The sequence below is a fragment of the Streptomyces sp. NPDC021115 genome (assembly GCF_044333065.1).
In the GTDB taxonomy this organism is placed as follows: Bacteria; Actinomycetota; Actinomycetes; order Streptomycetales; family Streptomycetaceae; genus Streptomyces.
On record NZ_JBIRQF010000003.1, the window covers coordinates 349,206 to 364,561 of the forward strand.

General features: G+C 71.3%; 8 protein-coding genes and 2 pseudogenes. 7 read left to right on the forward strand and 3 right to left on the reverse strand.

Annotation, left to right across the window (positions count from 1 at the left end; translation table 11 throughout):
- Positions 1–22: 22 nt before the first annotated feature.
- The 5 genes and pseudogenes from ACH4TL_RS11650 (at position 23) to ACH4TL_RS11670 (ending at position 9,078) form a co-directional block, all read left to right on the forward strand.
- Positions 23–1,363 carry an ABC transporter substrate-binding protein gene (locus ACH4TL_RS11650; protein WP_398318590.1) on the forward strand — a complete coding sequence of 447 codons (1,341 nt, stop codon included), beginning with the start codon at positions 23–25 and terminating at the stop codon, positions 1,361–1,363.
- 45 nt (positions 1,364–1,408) lie between these two features.
- Positions 1,409–3,475, forward strand: coding sequence for a beta-galactosidase (locus tag ACH4TL_RS11655; protein ID WP_398318588.1), 2,067 nt, complete (start codon positions 1,409–1,411; stop codon positions 3,473–3,475).
- A gap of 119 nt (positions 3,476–3,594) precedes the next feature.
- The gene (locus tag ACH4TL_RS11660) at positions 3,595–5,637 is read left to right on the forward strand and encodes an RICIN domain-containing protein (RefSeq protein ID WP_398318585.1); all 2,043 of its coding nucleotides are present in this window, start codon (positions 3,595–3,597) and stop codon (positions 5,635–5,637) included.
- A 231-nt stretch (positions 5,638–5,868) separates the two neighbouring features.
- Positions 5,869–7,644 (forward strand): annotated as a pseudogene (locus ACH4TL_RS11665) (glycoside hydrolase family 9 protein); the annotation flags it as partial.
- Between the two features lie 810 nt (positions 7,645–8,454).
- Positions 8,455–9,078 (forward strand): NAD-binding protein, encoded by a 624-nt coding sequence (locus ACH4TL_RS11670; RefSeq protein ID WP_398425245.1) that lies wholly within the window; start codon positions 8,455–8,457, stop codon positions 9,076–9,078.
- Between the two features lie 11 nt (positions 9,079–9,089).
- Here the strand turns inward: ACH4TL_RS11670 and ACH4TL_RS11675 are convergent.
- The 3 genes and pseudogenes from ACH4TL_RS11675 to ACH4TL_RS11685 all read right to left on the reverse strand — a co-directional run bounded on the left by ACH4TL_RS11675 (position 9,090) and on the right by ACH4TL_RS11685 (position 13,348).
- Positions 9,090–11,079, reverse strand: a pseudogene (locus ACH4TL_RS11675) (phosphatase PAP2 family protein).
- Positions 11,080–11,204: 125 nt separating this feature from the next.
- Entirely contained in the window at positions 11,205–11,846 is a 642-nt protein-coding gene (locus ACH4TL_RS11680) for a YceI family protein (RefSeq protein ID WP_398318579.1), read from the reverse strand.
- 344 nt (positions 11,847–12,190) lie between these two features.
- Positions 12,191–13,348, reverse strand: a complete 1,158-nt coding sequence (locus ACH4TL_RS11685) for a PucR family transcriptional regulator (protein ID WP_398318576.1) — start codon at positions 13,346–13,348, stop codon at positions 12,191–12,193.
- Here ACH4TL_RS11685 and ACH4TL_RS11690 point away from each other — a divergent pair.
- Entirely contained in the window at positions 13,334–13,465 is a 132-nt protein-coding gene (locus ACH4TL_RS11690) for a hypothetical protein (protein ID WP_398318573.1), read from the forward strand. The genes ACH4TL_RS11685 and ACH4TL_RS11690 overlap by 15 nt on opposite strands.
- Before the next feature lie 96 nt (positions 13,466–13,561).
- On the forward strand, positions 13,562–15,349 hold the full coding sequence (locus ACH4TL_RS11695) for an FAD-binding dehydrogenase (protein WP_398318570.1): 1,788 nt from the start codon (positions 13,562–13,564) through the stop codon (positions 15,347–15,349).
- Positions 15,350–15,356: the final 7 nt, after the last annotated feature.

Consider the following 15,356-nt stretch of genomic DNA (forward strand, 5'->3'; position numbering starts at 1 on the left):
CGAAGAAGTGGAAAGCACGCCCATGCGCATGAACACTCGCCGCCTGCTGCGCGGCATAGCCCTGGTCTCCGCCCTCACCCTGGGGGCAACCGCCTGCGGCGGCTCCGACGACAGCGCCGCCGACAGCAAGCCGGTGTCCGCCAAGGACATCGACGCGGCCCTGAAGAAGGGCGGCACCGTGACGGTGTGGGCCTGGGAGCCCACGCTCAAGAAGGTCGCCGACGACTTCGAGAAGGAACACCCCAACGTCAAGGTCAACTTGGTCAACGCGGGCACCAACAAGGACCAGTACAAGGCCCTCCAGAACGCCATCTCCGCGAAGAAGGGCGTCCCCGACGTCGCCCAGATCGAGTACTACGCGCTGGGCGAGTACGCCCTGACCAAGGCCCTCGACAAGCTGGCCCCGTACGGCGCCGACAAGCTCGCGGGCAAGTACTCCCCGGGCCCGTGGCACTCCGTGAAGTCCGGCAAGGACGTCTACGCCCTGCCCATGGACTCCGGACCCATGGCGATGTTCTACAACAAGAAGGTCTTCGACAAGTACAAGCTCAAGGTGCCGACCACCTGGGACGAGTACGTCAAGACCGCGCGCGACCTGCACAAGGCCGACCCCAAGGCGTACATCACGGCTGACACGGGAGAGGGCGGCACCGCCACCAGCATGCTGTGGCAGGCCGGTTCCCGCCCGTACAAGGTCGACGGCACCAAGGTGAAGATCGACTTCTCGGACGCGGGCGCCAAGAGGTACACCGACACCTGGCAGAAGCTCCTCGACGAGAAGCTGCTCGCGCCCATCAACGGCTGGAGTGACGACTGGTACAAGGGCCTCGGCGACGGCACCATCGCCACCCTGACCACCGGCGCCTGGATGCCCGCCAACTTCGCGTCGGGTGTGAAGGGAGCCTCCGGCGACTGGCGCGTGGCACCGCTGCCGCAGTGGAAGGCGGGGGACAGAACCACCGCGGAGAACGGCGGCAGCTCGCTGGCCCTGCCCACCCTCGGCAAGCACAAGGAACTCGCCTACGCCTTCGCCGAGTACGCGGCCGCGGGGAAGGGCGTGCAGAGCCGCATCAAGGAGGGCGCCTTCCCGGCGACCACCGCGGACCTGGAGTCCAAGGCGTTCCAGGACACCGCGTTCCCGTACTTCGGCGGGCAGAAGGCCAACAAGATCTTCGCCGAGTCGGCCGCGAACGTCGGCCGCGGCTGGTCGTACCTGCCCTACCAGGTCTACGCCAACAACATCTTCAACGACACCGTCGGCAAGGCGTACGTCTCCGGCACCAAGCTGGCCGCCGGACTGAAGGCCTGGCAGGACGCCTCCGTCAAGTACGGAGAAGAGCAGGGCTTCACCGTCCAGAAGTAACCAGCTACCCCGCGCCGCCCCGTGCGGTCCACCGGAAGGACCACCATGATCTCCACCCTCCAGTCCCAGCCTCCGCATGGGCCGGACGGTGCCACCACCACCCCACGCCTCGGCTACGGCGCGGACTACAACCCCGAGCAGTGGCCGCGCGAGGTGTGGGAGGACGACATCCGGCTGATGCGCGAGGCCGGTGTCACCATCGTCTCCGTGGGGATCTTCTCCTGGGCCCGCATCCAGCCGACCCGGGACACATGGGACTTCGGGTGGCTCGACGAGATCATGGACCTGCTGCACGCGGGCGGCATCGCGGTCGACCTGGCCACCGCCACCGCGTCCCCGCCGCCCTGGCTCACCACGGCGCACCCGGAGATCCTCCCGGTGACCGCCTCCGGCGAGACGGTGTGGCCGGGGGCGCGGCAGCACTGGCGCCCCACCTCGCCCGTCTTCCGCACCCACGCCCTGCGCCTGGTGCGGAAGCTGGCCGAGCGGTACGCCGGTCACCCGGCCCTGGTGGCCTGGCACGTCTCCAACGAGCTGGGCTGCCACAACATCTACGACTACTCCGACGACGCCGCCCGCGCCTTCCGCGACTGGCTGCGCGCCCGCTACACCACCCTCGACGCCCTCAACCACGCCTGGGGCACCGCGTTCTGGTCCCAGGGTTACGGCGACTGGGAGCAGATCCTGCCGCCCCGGCTGGCCGCCTCCCATCCGAACCCCACCCAGCAGCTGGACTTCAAGCGCTTCTCCTCCGACGCGCTGAAGGAGCACCTGCGCGCGGAGCGGGACCTGCTGCGCGAGATCACCCCCGGCATCCCGGTCACCACGAACTTCATGGTGATGGGCGAGACCAAGGGCATGAACTACGCCGACTGGGCCGGGGAGATCGACTTCGTCTCCAACGACCACTACGTCAGGCCAGGACCGCAGGACCGCGACGAGCTGTCCTTCTCCGCGAACCTCGTCAGCGGCATCTCCGGCGGCCGCCCCTGGTTCCTCATGGAGCACTCCACCAGCGCCGTGAACTGGCAGCCGGTCAACGTCGCCAAGCGCCCCGGCGAGCTGGCCCGCGACTCGCTGCTGCACGTGGCGCACGGCGCCGACGCCGTGTGCTACTTCCAGTGGCGGCAGTCGGCCGCCGGTGCCGAGAAGTACCACTCGGCGATGGTGCCCCACGCCGGGCCCGACAGCGAAGTGTTCCGCGCGGTGGCCGCCCTCGGCAGCACCCTGCGGACCCTGGCCCCGGTGGCGGGGACGACACGCGAACCGGCCCGGGTCGGGATCGTCTTCGACTGGGAGTCGTGGTGGGCGAGCGAACAGGACTCCCACCCGACCTCCCGCCTCGACTACCGCCGGGAAGCGCTCGACTGGTACTCAGCCCTCCTCGCCCTCGGCATCCGCGCCGACGTCATCACCGCGCGGACCGCACTCGACCGCTACGAGGTGCTGATCGCGCCGGTGCTGCACATGGTCCCGGCGGCGCTGGCCAAGGACCTCACCCGGTACGCCGAACAGGGCGGCCATCTGATCGCCACCTACTTCTCCGGCATCGTGGACGAGAACGACCACGTCTGGCTCGGCGGCTACCCGGGGGCCCTGAGCGATCTGCTCGGCATCCGCATCGAGGAGTTCGGCCCGCTGCTCGACGGCGAGACGGCCGAGATCGAGGCCAGGTCCGTGGCCGACGGCATGGCCACCGGCACCCTGTGGACCGACCGGATCACCGTCACCGACCCCGAGGTGGAGGTGCTGGCCCACTACCGCGACGGGACCTACGCGGGCCGCCCCGCCGTCACTCGCCGCACGGTGGGCGGGGGATCGGCCGCGTACGTCTCCACCCGGCTGGGCCCGGACGGCCTCACCGGACTGCTGCCGGGGCTGCTGGCGCCCTCCGGTGTCACCAGCGAACTGCCGGACGCCGCCCGGGGACGCGTCGAGCTGGCCGTGCGCCACGGCGGCGGCAGCCGCTATCTGTTCCTGGTCAACCGCACCGATACGACGGTGCCGCTGACCGGACTCGCCGGGGAACTCCTGATCGGCGGTGCCGGGGACGGCGGCGCGCTCACCCTGGCCCCCCGGGACGTCGTCGTGCTGCGCCAGCCCGCGACCTGACCGGCGCGGCCCGGCCACGGCTGTCACCGCGTCCTGAAGCCTCCTGAAGCTCCGCCGTCCCCCTCGCGGGCACGGCGGCCGGTCCACCGCAGCGTCCGCACTCGAGTTGGGAGCACACGTTGGCACGCCGTATCCGCACACGACGACTTCTGGGAGCCGTCTCCGTCACCGCCCTGGCCACCGGGGCCGCCCTGATCACCGCACCACCGGTGACCGCGCAGGCCCCGGCGGCGACGGCCGACGCCGTCACCGTTTCCCCCGATCCCTCGTACAAGGCGGAGAGATTCGAGGGCTGGGGCACCAGCCTGGTGTGGTTCGCCAACGCCACCGGCGACTACCCCAAGGAGATCCGCGAGAAGCTGGCCAAGTTGCTCTTCGGGGACGGCGGCCTGGCCCTCAACATCGCCCGCTACAACATCGGCGGCGGCAATGCCCCCGACGTCAAGGACTACCTGCGCGCCGGGGGAGCGGTCGAGGGCTGGTGGAAGGCCCCGGCGGGCACCACGCGCGAGGACACCGACTGGTGGAGCGCGGACGACAAGGCCGACTGGAACCCGGACGCCGACGCCACGCAGCGCTGGTGGGTCGACCGCATCAAGGGCGACATCGACCACTGGGAGACGTTCAGCAATTCGCCGCCCTGGTTCATGACCAAGAGCGGCTATGTCTCCGGTGGCTTCAACGCCACCGAGGACCAGCTGAAGCCGGACTCCGTCGGGGACTTCGCCGCGTATCTCGCGGGCGCCACCAAGCGGCTGGAGAAGGCACACGGCATCAAGGTCAAGACCCTCGACCCGTTCAACGAGCCCAACACCGGCTACTGGAGCACCAAGCTGGGCGCTGACGGCGAGCCGGTCGGCGGCCGCCAGGAGGGCGCGCACATCGGCCCGGAGCTCCAGCAGAAGGTGATCAGTGCGCTGGCACCCGCCCTGAAGAAGGCGCGGACCGGGGCGAAGATCTCCGCGATGGACGAGACCAACCCCAGCATCTTCACCCAGAACTGGAACACCTACCCGCGAGCGGTGCGCGATCTCGTCGGCCAGATGAACGTCCACACCTATGGCACCGGCGGCCGCACCAGCGTGCGCGACCTGGCCAAGGCGGCGGACAAGCCGCTGTGGATGAGCGAGGTCGAGGGCGACTGGGGCGACGGCCAGAGCTTCACCGACATGCGCCCCGGCCTCGGACTGGCCAAGCAGATGGTCGACGACCTGCGTGAACTGGAGCCCCGCGCCTGGGTGTTCTGGCAGCCCGTCGAGGACTACGACAACATGAAGCCCGGCGGCGAGTCGGCCAAGGGCGGCAACTGGGGCAGCATCCAGCTCCCCTTCAGCTGCACCTCCAAGGACACCCTGGAGACCTGCCCCGTCCGCACGAACACCAAGTTCGACACGGCCCGCAACTTCACCCACTACATCAAGCCCGGCGACCGGCTCATCAAGACCGATGACACCTCCAGCGCCGCGGCCGTCTCCCGGAAGGGCGACGCGGCCACCGTCGTCCACGTCAACAGCGGCGCGGGCGAGCGCGACGTCACCCTCGACCTGTCCAAGTTCGGCAAGGTCAGCCGCTACGCGACCGTCACCCCCGTGGTGACCAGCGCCGACGGCAAGCTCGAGCGGCAGGACGCCATCGAGGTGACCGACCGCAAGGCCACCTTCACCGCGCCCGCCCAGTCCGTGACCACCTTCCTCGTCAAGGGCGTGTCCGGGGTGGCCGAGGACGCCGCCCAGCTGCGCAAGGGCCACACGTACCAGCTGACCGGTGTCCAGAGCGGCAAGGCGCTCACCGTCGCCGACGACGGCACCAAGCTCGTCATCAAGGGCACGGACACCGCCACCCCCGGCCAGCGGTGGCAGCTGCGCCAGATCAGCGGCGACACCGGCAACCGCCAGCGGTACGTGTTCACCAACCCCGTCGAGGGCAAGCGGCTGGCCGTCCGTGACGGCGCCCCGGTGCTGGAACCGGACCACGGGAAGCGCGACAAGGCCACCCAGTGGATCATGTCGACCACCGGTGACGGCACCTGGACCCTGGTCAACACGGCCACCGGACGGCTGCTGGAGGTGGGCGGCCAGGCCACCCAGGACGGCGCCGCCGTCACCACGTACACCCCGAATTCCGGCGCGAACCAGCGCTGGAAGGTCTCCGATCTGAGCTGACGGCCGCCCCGGGGCCCGGCTACCTCAATTGAGGTAGCCGGGCCCCGTGCGACGGGTGGAGAAGGATTTCGGCTAAGCGTACGAAGCCCCAGCTCAGGCCGGATTTCTAGGCTCTGGGGCATGGCTATACACGTCGCACGACACCCGCGTGTGCTGGGCGCGGCCGTCGCCGTGAGCCTGGCGCTCGGCGCCCTGGCCGCACCCGCCGCCGGGGCCGTGGAGCACCGGGCCCGGCCGGGTACCGACAAGCCAGGACCCACGGTCCGCACCGGCTCCCCGGTGCGGGTGAACCAGGTCGGCTACCTCACCCACGGCCCCAAGAAGGGCACCGTGGTGACCGCCGCCACCAAGCCCCTGACCTGGACACTCAAGGCCGCCGACGGAACCGGGCGGGCCAGCGGCACCACCACGCCCGCGGGCATCGACCCAAGCTCCCGGCAGCGCGTCCAGACCTTCGACTTCAGCAAGGTCACCGACGCGGGCGAGGGCTACACGATCACCATCGGCGGGCAGAAGAGCGAGCCGTTCACCATCGGTGACCACCTCTACGGCGCGCTGCGCGACGACGCGCTGGCGTACTTCTACCACAACCGCAGCGGCATCAAGATCGACAAGGATCTGGTCGGGGCCCGGTACGCCCGCCCCGCCGGCCATGACAAGGCCGCTCCGCACGGCGGCGACACCGACGTCCCGTTCCGATGGCACGGCTCCGACTACCGGCGCAATGTCTCCGGCGGCTGGTACGACGCCGGTGACCAGGGTAAATACGTCGTCAACGGCGGCATCTCCGTCGCCCAGCTGATGTCCGCCTACGAGCGCACCCGCACCACCCAGGGTGCCAATGGCGACGCGCTGAGTGACGGCAGGCTGCGGGTGCCCGAGCGCGGCAACGGCGTCCCGGACATCCTCGACGAGGCGCGCTGGGAGATGGACTTCCTGCTGCGCATGCAGGTGCCCCAGGGCAAGCCGTACGCCGGAATGGCATTCCATAAGGTGCACGACAAGAACTGGACCGGGTTCCCGACCCGGCCCGACCAGGACCAGCAGCCGCGCGTGCTGCGCCCGCCGTCCACCGCGGCCACCCTCAACCTGGCGGCCACCGCCGCCCAGTGCGCCCGCCTCTTCAAGCCCTACGACCCGGACTACGCCGCCCGCTGCCTGCACACGGCCCGGACCGCCTGGGCCGCGGCCAAGAAGCACCCGAAGATGTTCGCCAGCGACAAGGACTCCACCGGGGGCGGCGCGTACGGCGACCGCCACGTCGGCGACGAGTTCTACTGGGCCGCCGCCGAGCTGTTCCTCACCACCGGTGAGAACACCTACCGCACGGCCGTCCTCGGCTCACCGCTGCACGGCGATGTCGACGCGCTCTTCCCGCGCGGCGGCGCCCTGTCCTGGTCGGCGACCGCGGGCCTCGGCGCACTCGACCTGGCCACAGTGCCGAGCAAGCTCACCCACCAGCAGCGCGCCGCCGTGCGCGCCACGGTGGTCAAGGCCGCCGACCGCTACGCCTCGGACTCCGCGAAGTCCGCGTACGGCGTCCCGTACGCGCCCCGGGGCGGCAGCTACGAGTGGGGCTCCAACAGCCAGGTGCTGAACAACATGGTCGTGCTCGCCACCGCGCACGAGCTGACCGGAAAGACCCGCTACCGCGACGCGGTGCTGCGCGGCATGGACTACATCCTGGGCGGCAATCCGCTCAACCAGTCCTATGTCACGGGCTACGGCGAACGGAACTCGCACCGCCAGCACCACCGCTTCTGGGCGCACCAGATCGACCCCAGGCTGCCGAGCCCGGCCCGCGGTTCGCTCGCCGGTGGCCCGGACTCCAAGCTGGAGGACCCGGTGGCGAAGAAGAAGCTGAAGGGCTGCGCCCCGGCGATGTGTTACGTCGACGACATCATGGCGTTCTCCGTCAACGAGATCACCATCAACTGGAACGCGCCGCTGGCCTGGGTGTCCTCCTACCTCGCCGACCTTGAGCAGATGTCTGATCCACGGGTCTGACCGTGTGGCATCTGTTCATGGTGACGCGGTGTCCCCGCGCCTACCGTGTGCGGTCACACACCCCGGTCGAGCGCGTCGAGGAGGAGCCGGATGCGGGAGGAGCGGCACACCCCCGACACGCTCGGTGAGCGGTACTTCGTCGTCATCGGCGCCGAGGTGGCGCGCAAGGTGTGCGGCTCCCTGCGGGCGGCCGGACACCGGGTGCGCCACTTCGCCCAGCCCACCGACGAGGAGCTGCGCCGGGCGCTGGACCGGGAGGTGGCGGGTGTCGCGATCCTGCTGGAGGAGGACGCCGAGTCGCTGCGCTACGCGCTCGCGGTGGAACACATCCACCCGCATGTCCCCCTGGTGGTGACGATCTTCGACCGGACCGTGGCCGAGCAGCTGGTGCGGGTGGTCCCGAACTGCCAGGTCACCTCCCCGGCCGACGTGGCAGCGCCGGTCCTCCTGGCGGGCTGCCTCCAGCCCGATCTGCTCGCGCTGACCAAGACGGACTCGGGCCACGCGGGGGCCCGCTGGGACGGGGACACCGTGCGCCTCCAGCCCTACCGGCCACCGCGTGCCCTGCGGTACCGGGCGTGGCTGGGGAAGTTCCGGGGGCAGCTGCGGCCGCACGACGGCAGTTCCCGGATCATGCTGATGGGGTTCGCCGGGCTGCTCGCCGTGCTGCTGACGGACTGGGTCTGGCTGGTGGCACTCCACCACCGCACCCCGGTCGAGGCGTTCTTCGAGGCGGCGCGCACCGTGGCCGCCGTCGGCCCGGCGCTCGCCCACGGCTCGCACGTGTATCTGATGTTCTCCGGTCTCGCGATGCTCATCACCATCGTCTTCACCGCCGTCTTCACGGCGGGTGTGGTCGACCGGCTGCTGGCCCCGCGCGCGGTCGGCATCGTGGGCCCGCGCGCCCTGCCCCGGGGCGGCCATGTGGTGGTCGTCGGGCTCGGTCAGGTGGGGCTGCGGCTGTGCACCCAGCTCCAGGGCCTGGGCATCGGTGTGATCGCGGTCGAGCGGAACCCGGCGGCGCCGAATCTGCGGCTGGCCAAGGCGCTCGGAGTGCCCGTCGTGGTGGCCGACGCCACGGACCGGTTCGTGCTGCGCCGGCTCCGCCTCGGGCGTGCGCAGGCGATGGCCGCGGTCGCCTCGGACGACCTGGACAACATCGCCGTCTCGGTGGCGGCGCTGGCCGTGGCGCCCGAGCTGCGCGTGGTGATGCGCGCCGGGGACCACGAGGCCATCGCCGAGACCCGCTCGCTGTTCAAGATCGGCCTGGTGCACGACCTGGGCAGCCTGAGCGCCGCGTACACCACCGCGAGCCTGACCGGACTCCGCCCGCGCGGGGTGCTGGCCCACGGCAAGCGGCTCCTGGTGGAGGGGGCGGACGGCGCGTTCGTGCCATGGCCGCAGCCGGAGCGCTGCGGCCACCCCGACCGCTGACCGGCGCGGCGCTAGACGAGCCGTACGGTGAGCGTGTCCCGCGTGTACGACGGCACGGCGGTGTACGTGTGCCCCGCCGACCGGACGCTGATGGCGGCGAACCGGCCGTGCAGCCCGCCGCGCGCGCAGCACCGTGAGGACGGTGTGCGGGGCGGGGGAGCGGTGGCCGCCGTCCAGCCGGATGTCGAGCACACTGCCGTCGCCGAGCACCGCGGACCGGGCCACGGTGAGCGCGGGCGTACGGCCGTCACCGGGGACCCCGACCACCTCCCGTACACCGGGGTTCGGTGCCACCTCCAGCGTGGCGCCCGGGGCCAGGACGAGGCCCCGCCGCGCCCGTACGCAGCCCGGCGACGCGAGCCGCAGGGTGCCGCCGCCGCGCACCTGGACGTCGCCCGCGCCCAGGGCCTCCGGCGCCCCCGCGACCAGCGTGCCCGCCTCGACCCGGGTGCCGCCGCCGTAGCGGTTGCGGCCGGTGAGGGTCAGGGTGCCGGCGCCGCGCTTGACGAGGCCGCCGTCGCCGGTGATGTCGTTGCGCCAGGCGTCGGCCGCGCCGAACCCGCCCGTGCTCGCGTCCATCTCCACCGTCACGTCCCGGTCGAAGGCCCCGTAACCGTCCGCCGCCGCGAAGAGGTTCAGCCGCCCCCACTGCTCGGGCCCCTCCAACAGGGCGTATCCGGCGGGCAGCGCGGTGGTGCGCAGCACCTCCCGGCGCTGCCGCGCGGTGAGATACGGCAGCCGGGTCTCGATGAGGACTTCGGCGCCCTTGGGCACCGTCATCTCGCGGTGGCCGCCGCCCCTGGGCAGGACGTAGGTCAGTCGTGAGGTGAACGCGCGTGCGTTGGCGGCGCGATCGGCGTACGGATCGGTGTCCGGGCCCGCCGCGTGCGCGTAGTCCCAGAGCGTGTCGGCCGTGGTGCCGGTCCTGGCCTGGAGGTAGTCGGCGGCCTGGCGGCGCGCGGCCGCCTTGAGCGCGGCGTTGGCCGGGTCGTACAGCGCGGCCGCGGCCAGCGCGGTGGCCAGGACACGGCCGCCGACCACGTCGAGGGCGGAGTGCATGCCGGACACGATCCGGGTGTGGGAGGCCGCTGAGGCGTGCGTCACCAGCTCCTGGAACCGCTCGGGTATCGCGTACGCCAGCGCGAGACCGGCCAGGTAGAGGGCGTTGGTGTGGCCGCTGGGGAAACCGCCGTCCTCGGCCGGTGTCGTGCCGCGCTGGCGCAGCAGCTGCGGGGTGACGGCCACCTCGGACGCGTAGACGGGGAAGCCGAAGGCGTCCGTGGCACCGGTGTCCACGACCTCGCCGTGCTCCGTCATCCGCCAGGGACGCGGGTACTGGTAGCCGTACTTGGCGGGGTTGCCCGACGCGTACGGGCCGCGCAGCGTCCGCACCAGCCGGACGACCTCGCCCAGCTCCGAGTCGACGGCCCCGGCCCCGATGGCGGAACCGGCGGGCGCGCCCGGCGGCACGGCGTCGCCGACCGTGGTGGCCGGGGTGGTGTCCGGGGCGCTGGTGATGCTGGTGACGGCCTTGGCGCCGGTGCGGTAGACCTCGGTGAGCGGGCCGAGGCCGCCGGTGGCCGCGTAACTCTGGTCCTGCCGGTCGTAGATGAAGGACTCCCGGGCCTGCGCTTCGGTGCGCCGCGCGGTGAGGGCGATCGAGTAGCGCATGTTGGCGCGCAGCACACCGGCCGCGAGCGGGGTGCCGTTGTTCCAGGCCGTGCCGGTGTGCCAGAGCCGCCGCACACCGCTGAGGATGCGGAGTGCCGCGTTGGTCTCGGGGGTGAGGTTGTCGGTCGTGTTGGTCCGGTAGTCGTCGACGAAGGAGGTGAGGTCCCGGCTCGCCGTCCGCTCCGCCGCACGGGCCTGCGGGCCGGACAGAAGGGCCGATGCCGCCGGGACGGTGATCAGCCCGGCCGGGACGCCTGCGGAACGCCGGAGGAAACCCCTGCGGTCCAGGGTGGGTTCCGCGGACCGGCCGGGGGAGGTACGCGCCGTCATGCTGCCCTCGCGATTCTCGCCGTAAGCGCTTGCTGAAGCTCGACGCGAAGGAGTGTAGAGGCCCCCACGGCATGGGGGCGCCGGAACGGGTCAGGTGGCGAAGGGGGAGGGGGGCGGCGGAGGGATCAGGCCGTGGCGGGGTTGCGGATGGCCGCGATGTCGAACTGGAGACGGACCTTCTCGCTCACCATGGCGCCGCCCTGGGCCAGTTTTGCGCTGTAGGTCAGGCCCCAGTCGGAGCGGTTGATGGTGGTGGTGCCGTCGAAGCCGACGCGCTCGTCGCCGAAGGGGTCCGTGACGTGTCCGATGTACGTCAGCTCCAGGACCACCGGGCGGGTGGTGTCCCGCAGTGTGAGGTCACCGGCCATGCGGTACACGTCCTGGCCCACGAGCCGCACCTCGGTGCTGCGGAAGCTGATGCGCGGATAGGCCCGGGCGTCCAGGAAGTCGCGGCTCATCAGATGGGCGTCGCGCTGTTCGACACCGGTGTCGACGCTGCCGCTGGACAGCACGATCTCGGCCCGGGAGCGGGCCGGGTCGAGGCCGTCGAAGTAAAGGCGGCTTTCATATTCGGTGAAGGCGCCGCGGACGGTGGTCACCATGGCGTGCCGGACGGAGAAACCGATCCTGCTGTGCGCCGCGTCGATAATCCATTCCCCGGTGAGGGCCGAGAGTCCGGGGGCCTGCTGGGCGGCGTGGTCGGGGGAGGCCGGGGCGTCCGGGGTCGCCGTGGCGCGGGGCGAAAAGTTGCGAGTAAAAAGTTTCATGGGCCATCTAGTTACTGCAAGGATGAGGAACGCTGCAAGTCCTGTTCTGGAACCGACCCGGGACCGCGGACGTCACCCTACCGTCCGGTCTGTAATTCCCCCTGAGGGAACCGGTCTTGTGGTCGCGACTCCGGCACCGGCTCTTCACATGTGGGTGGCGTGCGCGGAGTATCGAATGACGGTGGATCACCGGACGAAATGCTCTTTGGGGGCCGGGGTTCATGTTGCGTTCCGCTACGGGTGCTTTAACTTTGAGGCATCTGCCGTCACCTTTCCTTTCCTTTCTTCAAAAGATCTCCACCATCGCGTACGGCTGTGGTGGATCATGTGGGGGGTGGCGCCCACTAGCCCAGCCACGTGGTCAGGGCCCACCACCAGTGCAGGGTGTCCAGCGGCCCGCCGCGGCCGCCCGGCCGGGTGTCGGTCAGTGATGTGCCGGTGAGCTGCTGGAACCGGCCGAGCCGGTAGCGGATGGTGTTGGGGTGGGTGAACAGGGTCGCCGCGGTCTGGTCCAGTCGGCGGCCGTTGTCGAGGAAAGTCAGCGCGGTGAGGGCCAGTTGGCGGTGGAACGCGTCCGACGGGTCGAGGCCGCCCAGCAGCCGGTCGCTCAGCCGCGCCCCCAGCAGGGGCTGGTCCGCCATGGCGATCTCCGCGGCGAAGTCGGTGAGTTCGCAAGTTCCCCGCCGCCCCCGCGCCGCGCCGAGGTCCACGGCGCGTACGCAGAGCCGGTACAGCGGGCGCAGCTGGTCCAGGGGAGCCGCCGGAGAGGCCACGATCAGGGCGGGGACCTCGAGATCCCCGTGCGGCAGCCGCGGGCACAGGCCCACCACGCGCCCCTCGACCAGCCCGGACACCCCGCGCAGCGCGGAGAGCTGGCGCATCAGGCGCTGGGCGTCGCCCGGTTCGGTGGCCTCCGCGACGAGACAGTGCTGCGGGCCGTGGCCGTCCTCCGCGCGCATTCCGGCCCGGGCCAACTCCTCGGCGCCGGGCGCGACTCCGTCGATCAGCACCTGCCGCAGCAGCCGGGTGCGGATCTCGTGGGTCTCGTGCGCCGGTCCCCGCTCCGCCGCGTGGTAGCCGTTGATGACATGGCGCTCGATGGCGTCGCCGTACTCCTTCAGCCGCAGGACCACGGGGAGCAGCGCGCCGTCCGGCACCCCGGACCTCCGGCAGCGGTCGACGCTGATCTCCACGGCCCGGGTGAGCGCGGCCTGCACCCCGCGCAGCACGGCGGTCATCGGCACGCCCTGGCCCGCCCGGTCGGCACCCAGTAACAGGGCGGTGGTGAAGTCCTGTTCCTCGACCCGGTCGAAGGTGCCGAACCACGCACCGGCCGCCCGGATCATCGCGAGGACATGGGAGCGGGTCTCCGCCTCGGTCAGCCGTGCCACCTCGGGGGAGTGGGTGCGCGCCGCGCGCACGAGTTCGCCGCACACGTCCGCGTCGACGGCCATGGACCGCAGGATCTCGGTGACCGGCTCGCGCTCGTGGACGACAGCCATGGGCCCCTTTTTCCGTCCGGGCAGGCGAGGGCGCAGGCGCTGCCGCTGTCGCCGGGCCACAACGAGGCGGTGACCGCGTTGGCGCCCGGCTACTACCGCGCCGCCGTGCCGACCTGATTTCCTGTGTGCTACCGACGGTAACAGCGCGGCCGTCGCGGTGACAGAGCCTCCGCGTCCGTCCGCCCTGTCCGCACTTCACCGGAAGGGCAGCCCATGGAGTTCCCCGCGTTCCAGACGGCGCTGAGCCGACGCCGCGCCCTGACGGTGGCCGGAGGCGTGCTCGCGGGAGCCGCCCTCGACCAGACGGCCCCCGCCTTCGCCGCCGGGTCCCCGGACGCGGCGGACGCGATCGTGGTCGGCCACGGGCTCGCCGGGCTGGTCGCCACGGCGGAGCTGGCGGCGGCGGGGCGCAAGGTGCTGCTCCTGGACCAGGAACCGGAGAGCAATCTCGGCGGGCAGGCGTTCTGGTCCTTCGGCGGGCTGTTCTTCGTCGACTCCGAAGAGCAGCGCCTGATGGGCATCAAGGACTCCCACGAACTGGCCTGGCAGGACTGGCTGGGCACGGCCGGATTTGACCGCGGCGTGGACGATCCGCGCGGCCAGGACCACTGGGCCCGCAAATGGGCCGAGGCATATGTCGACTTCGCGGGCGGCGAGAAGCGGTCCTGGCTGCACGGACTCGGGGTGCGCTGGTTCCCCATCGTCGGCTGGGCCGAGCGCGGCGGCGGTCTCGCGGACGGGCACGGCAACTCGGTGCCCCGCTTCCATGTCACCTGGGGCACAGGACCGGCCGTGGTCGAGCCGTTCGAGAAGAAGGTGCGGGCCGCGGCGGAGGACGGCCGGGTGGTGTTCAAGCACCGGTACCGCGTCGACGAGATCGTCACGTCCGGCGGCACCGTGACCGGGGTCCGCGGCGCGGTCCTGGAACCGAGCAGCGCCGCGCGCGGCAAGGCCAGCTCGCGCACCGTCGTCGGCGACTTCGAGCTGCGCGCCCCGGTGGTCGTCGTCACCTCCGGCGGCATCGGCGCCAACCACGATCTCGTACGGCAGAACTGGCCGTCCCGGCTGGGCAACCCGCCCAAGCGCATGATCAGCGGCGTCCCGGCGTATGTGGACGGCCGCATGCTGGCCATCACCGAGAAGGCGGGTGGACGGATCGTCAACCCCGACCGGATGTGGCACTACACCGAGGGGCTGAAGAACTACGACCCGATCTGGGCCGACCACGGCATCCGCATCCTGCCGGGGCCGTCCTCGATGTGGTTCGACGCCACCGGCAAGCGCTTCTCCGCGCCCGACCTCCCCGGCTACGACACCCTCAGCACCCTGAAGACGATCGCCGGGTCCGGCTACGACTACTCCTGGTTCGTCACCACGCAGAAGATCATCGCGAAGGAGTTCGCGCTCTCCGGCTCCGAGCAGAACCCGGACCTCACCAACAAGGACATCCTGCAACTCCTCTCGCGCATCTGGCAGACGCCCGAGCCGATCGAGAAGTTCAAGAAGAACGGCGTCGACTTCGTCGTCGCGACGACGCTGTCCGAACTGGTCCGCGGGATGAACAGGCTGACCGGGGACAACCTCATCGACCTGGCCGACCTCAAGCGGCAGATCGACGCGCGGGACCGGGAGATCGACAACCCGTACACCAAGGACGTCCAGGTCATGGGCATCCGCAACGCGCTCGCCTACCCCGGGGACACCCTCAGCCGTACGGCCCCGGCGCACAAGATCATGGACTCCGGGGCCGGGCCGCTGATCGCCGTACGCCTCAACATCCTCACCCGCAAGACCCTCGGCGGCCTCCAGACCGATCTGTCCGGCCGCGTCCTGGGCGCCGACGGTGAACCGGTCCCCGGGCTGTACGCGGCGGGGGAGGCCGCGGGGTTCGGCGGCGGCGGGGTCCACGGCTACCGCTCCCTGGAGGGCACCTTCCTGGGCGGCTGCCTGTTCTCGGGACGCACGGCGGGGAAGGCCGCGGCCGAGGCCACCGCGACCTGACACCGTA

Coding starts and splice junctions, on each gene's coding strand:
- ACH4TL_RS11650 (WP_398318590.1), top strand. CDS start 23: ATGCGCATGAACACTCGCCGCCTGCTGCGCGGCATAGCCCTGGTCTCC.
- ACH4TL_RS11655 (WP_398318588.1), top strand. CDS start 1,409: ATGATCTCCACCCTCCAGTCCCAGCCTCCGCATGGGCCGGACGGTGCC.
- ACH4TL_RS11670 (WP_398425245.1), top strand. CDS start 8,455: ATGCTCATCACCATCGTCTTCACCGCCGTCTTCACGGCGGGTGTGGTC.
- ACH4TL_RS11680 (WP_398318579.1), bottom strand. CDS start 11,846: ATGAAACTTTTTACTCGCAACTTTTCGCCCCGCGCCACGGCGACCCCG.
- ACH4TL_RS11685 (WP_398318576.1), bottom strand. CDS start 13,348: ATGGCTGTCGTCCACGAGCGCGAGCCGGTCACCGAGATCCTGCGGTCC.
- ACH4TL_RS11695 (WP_398318570.1), top strand. CDS start 13,562: ATGGAGTTCCCCGCGTTCCAGACGGCGCTGAGCCGACGCCGCGCCCTG.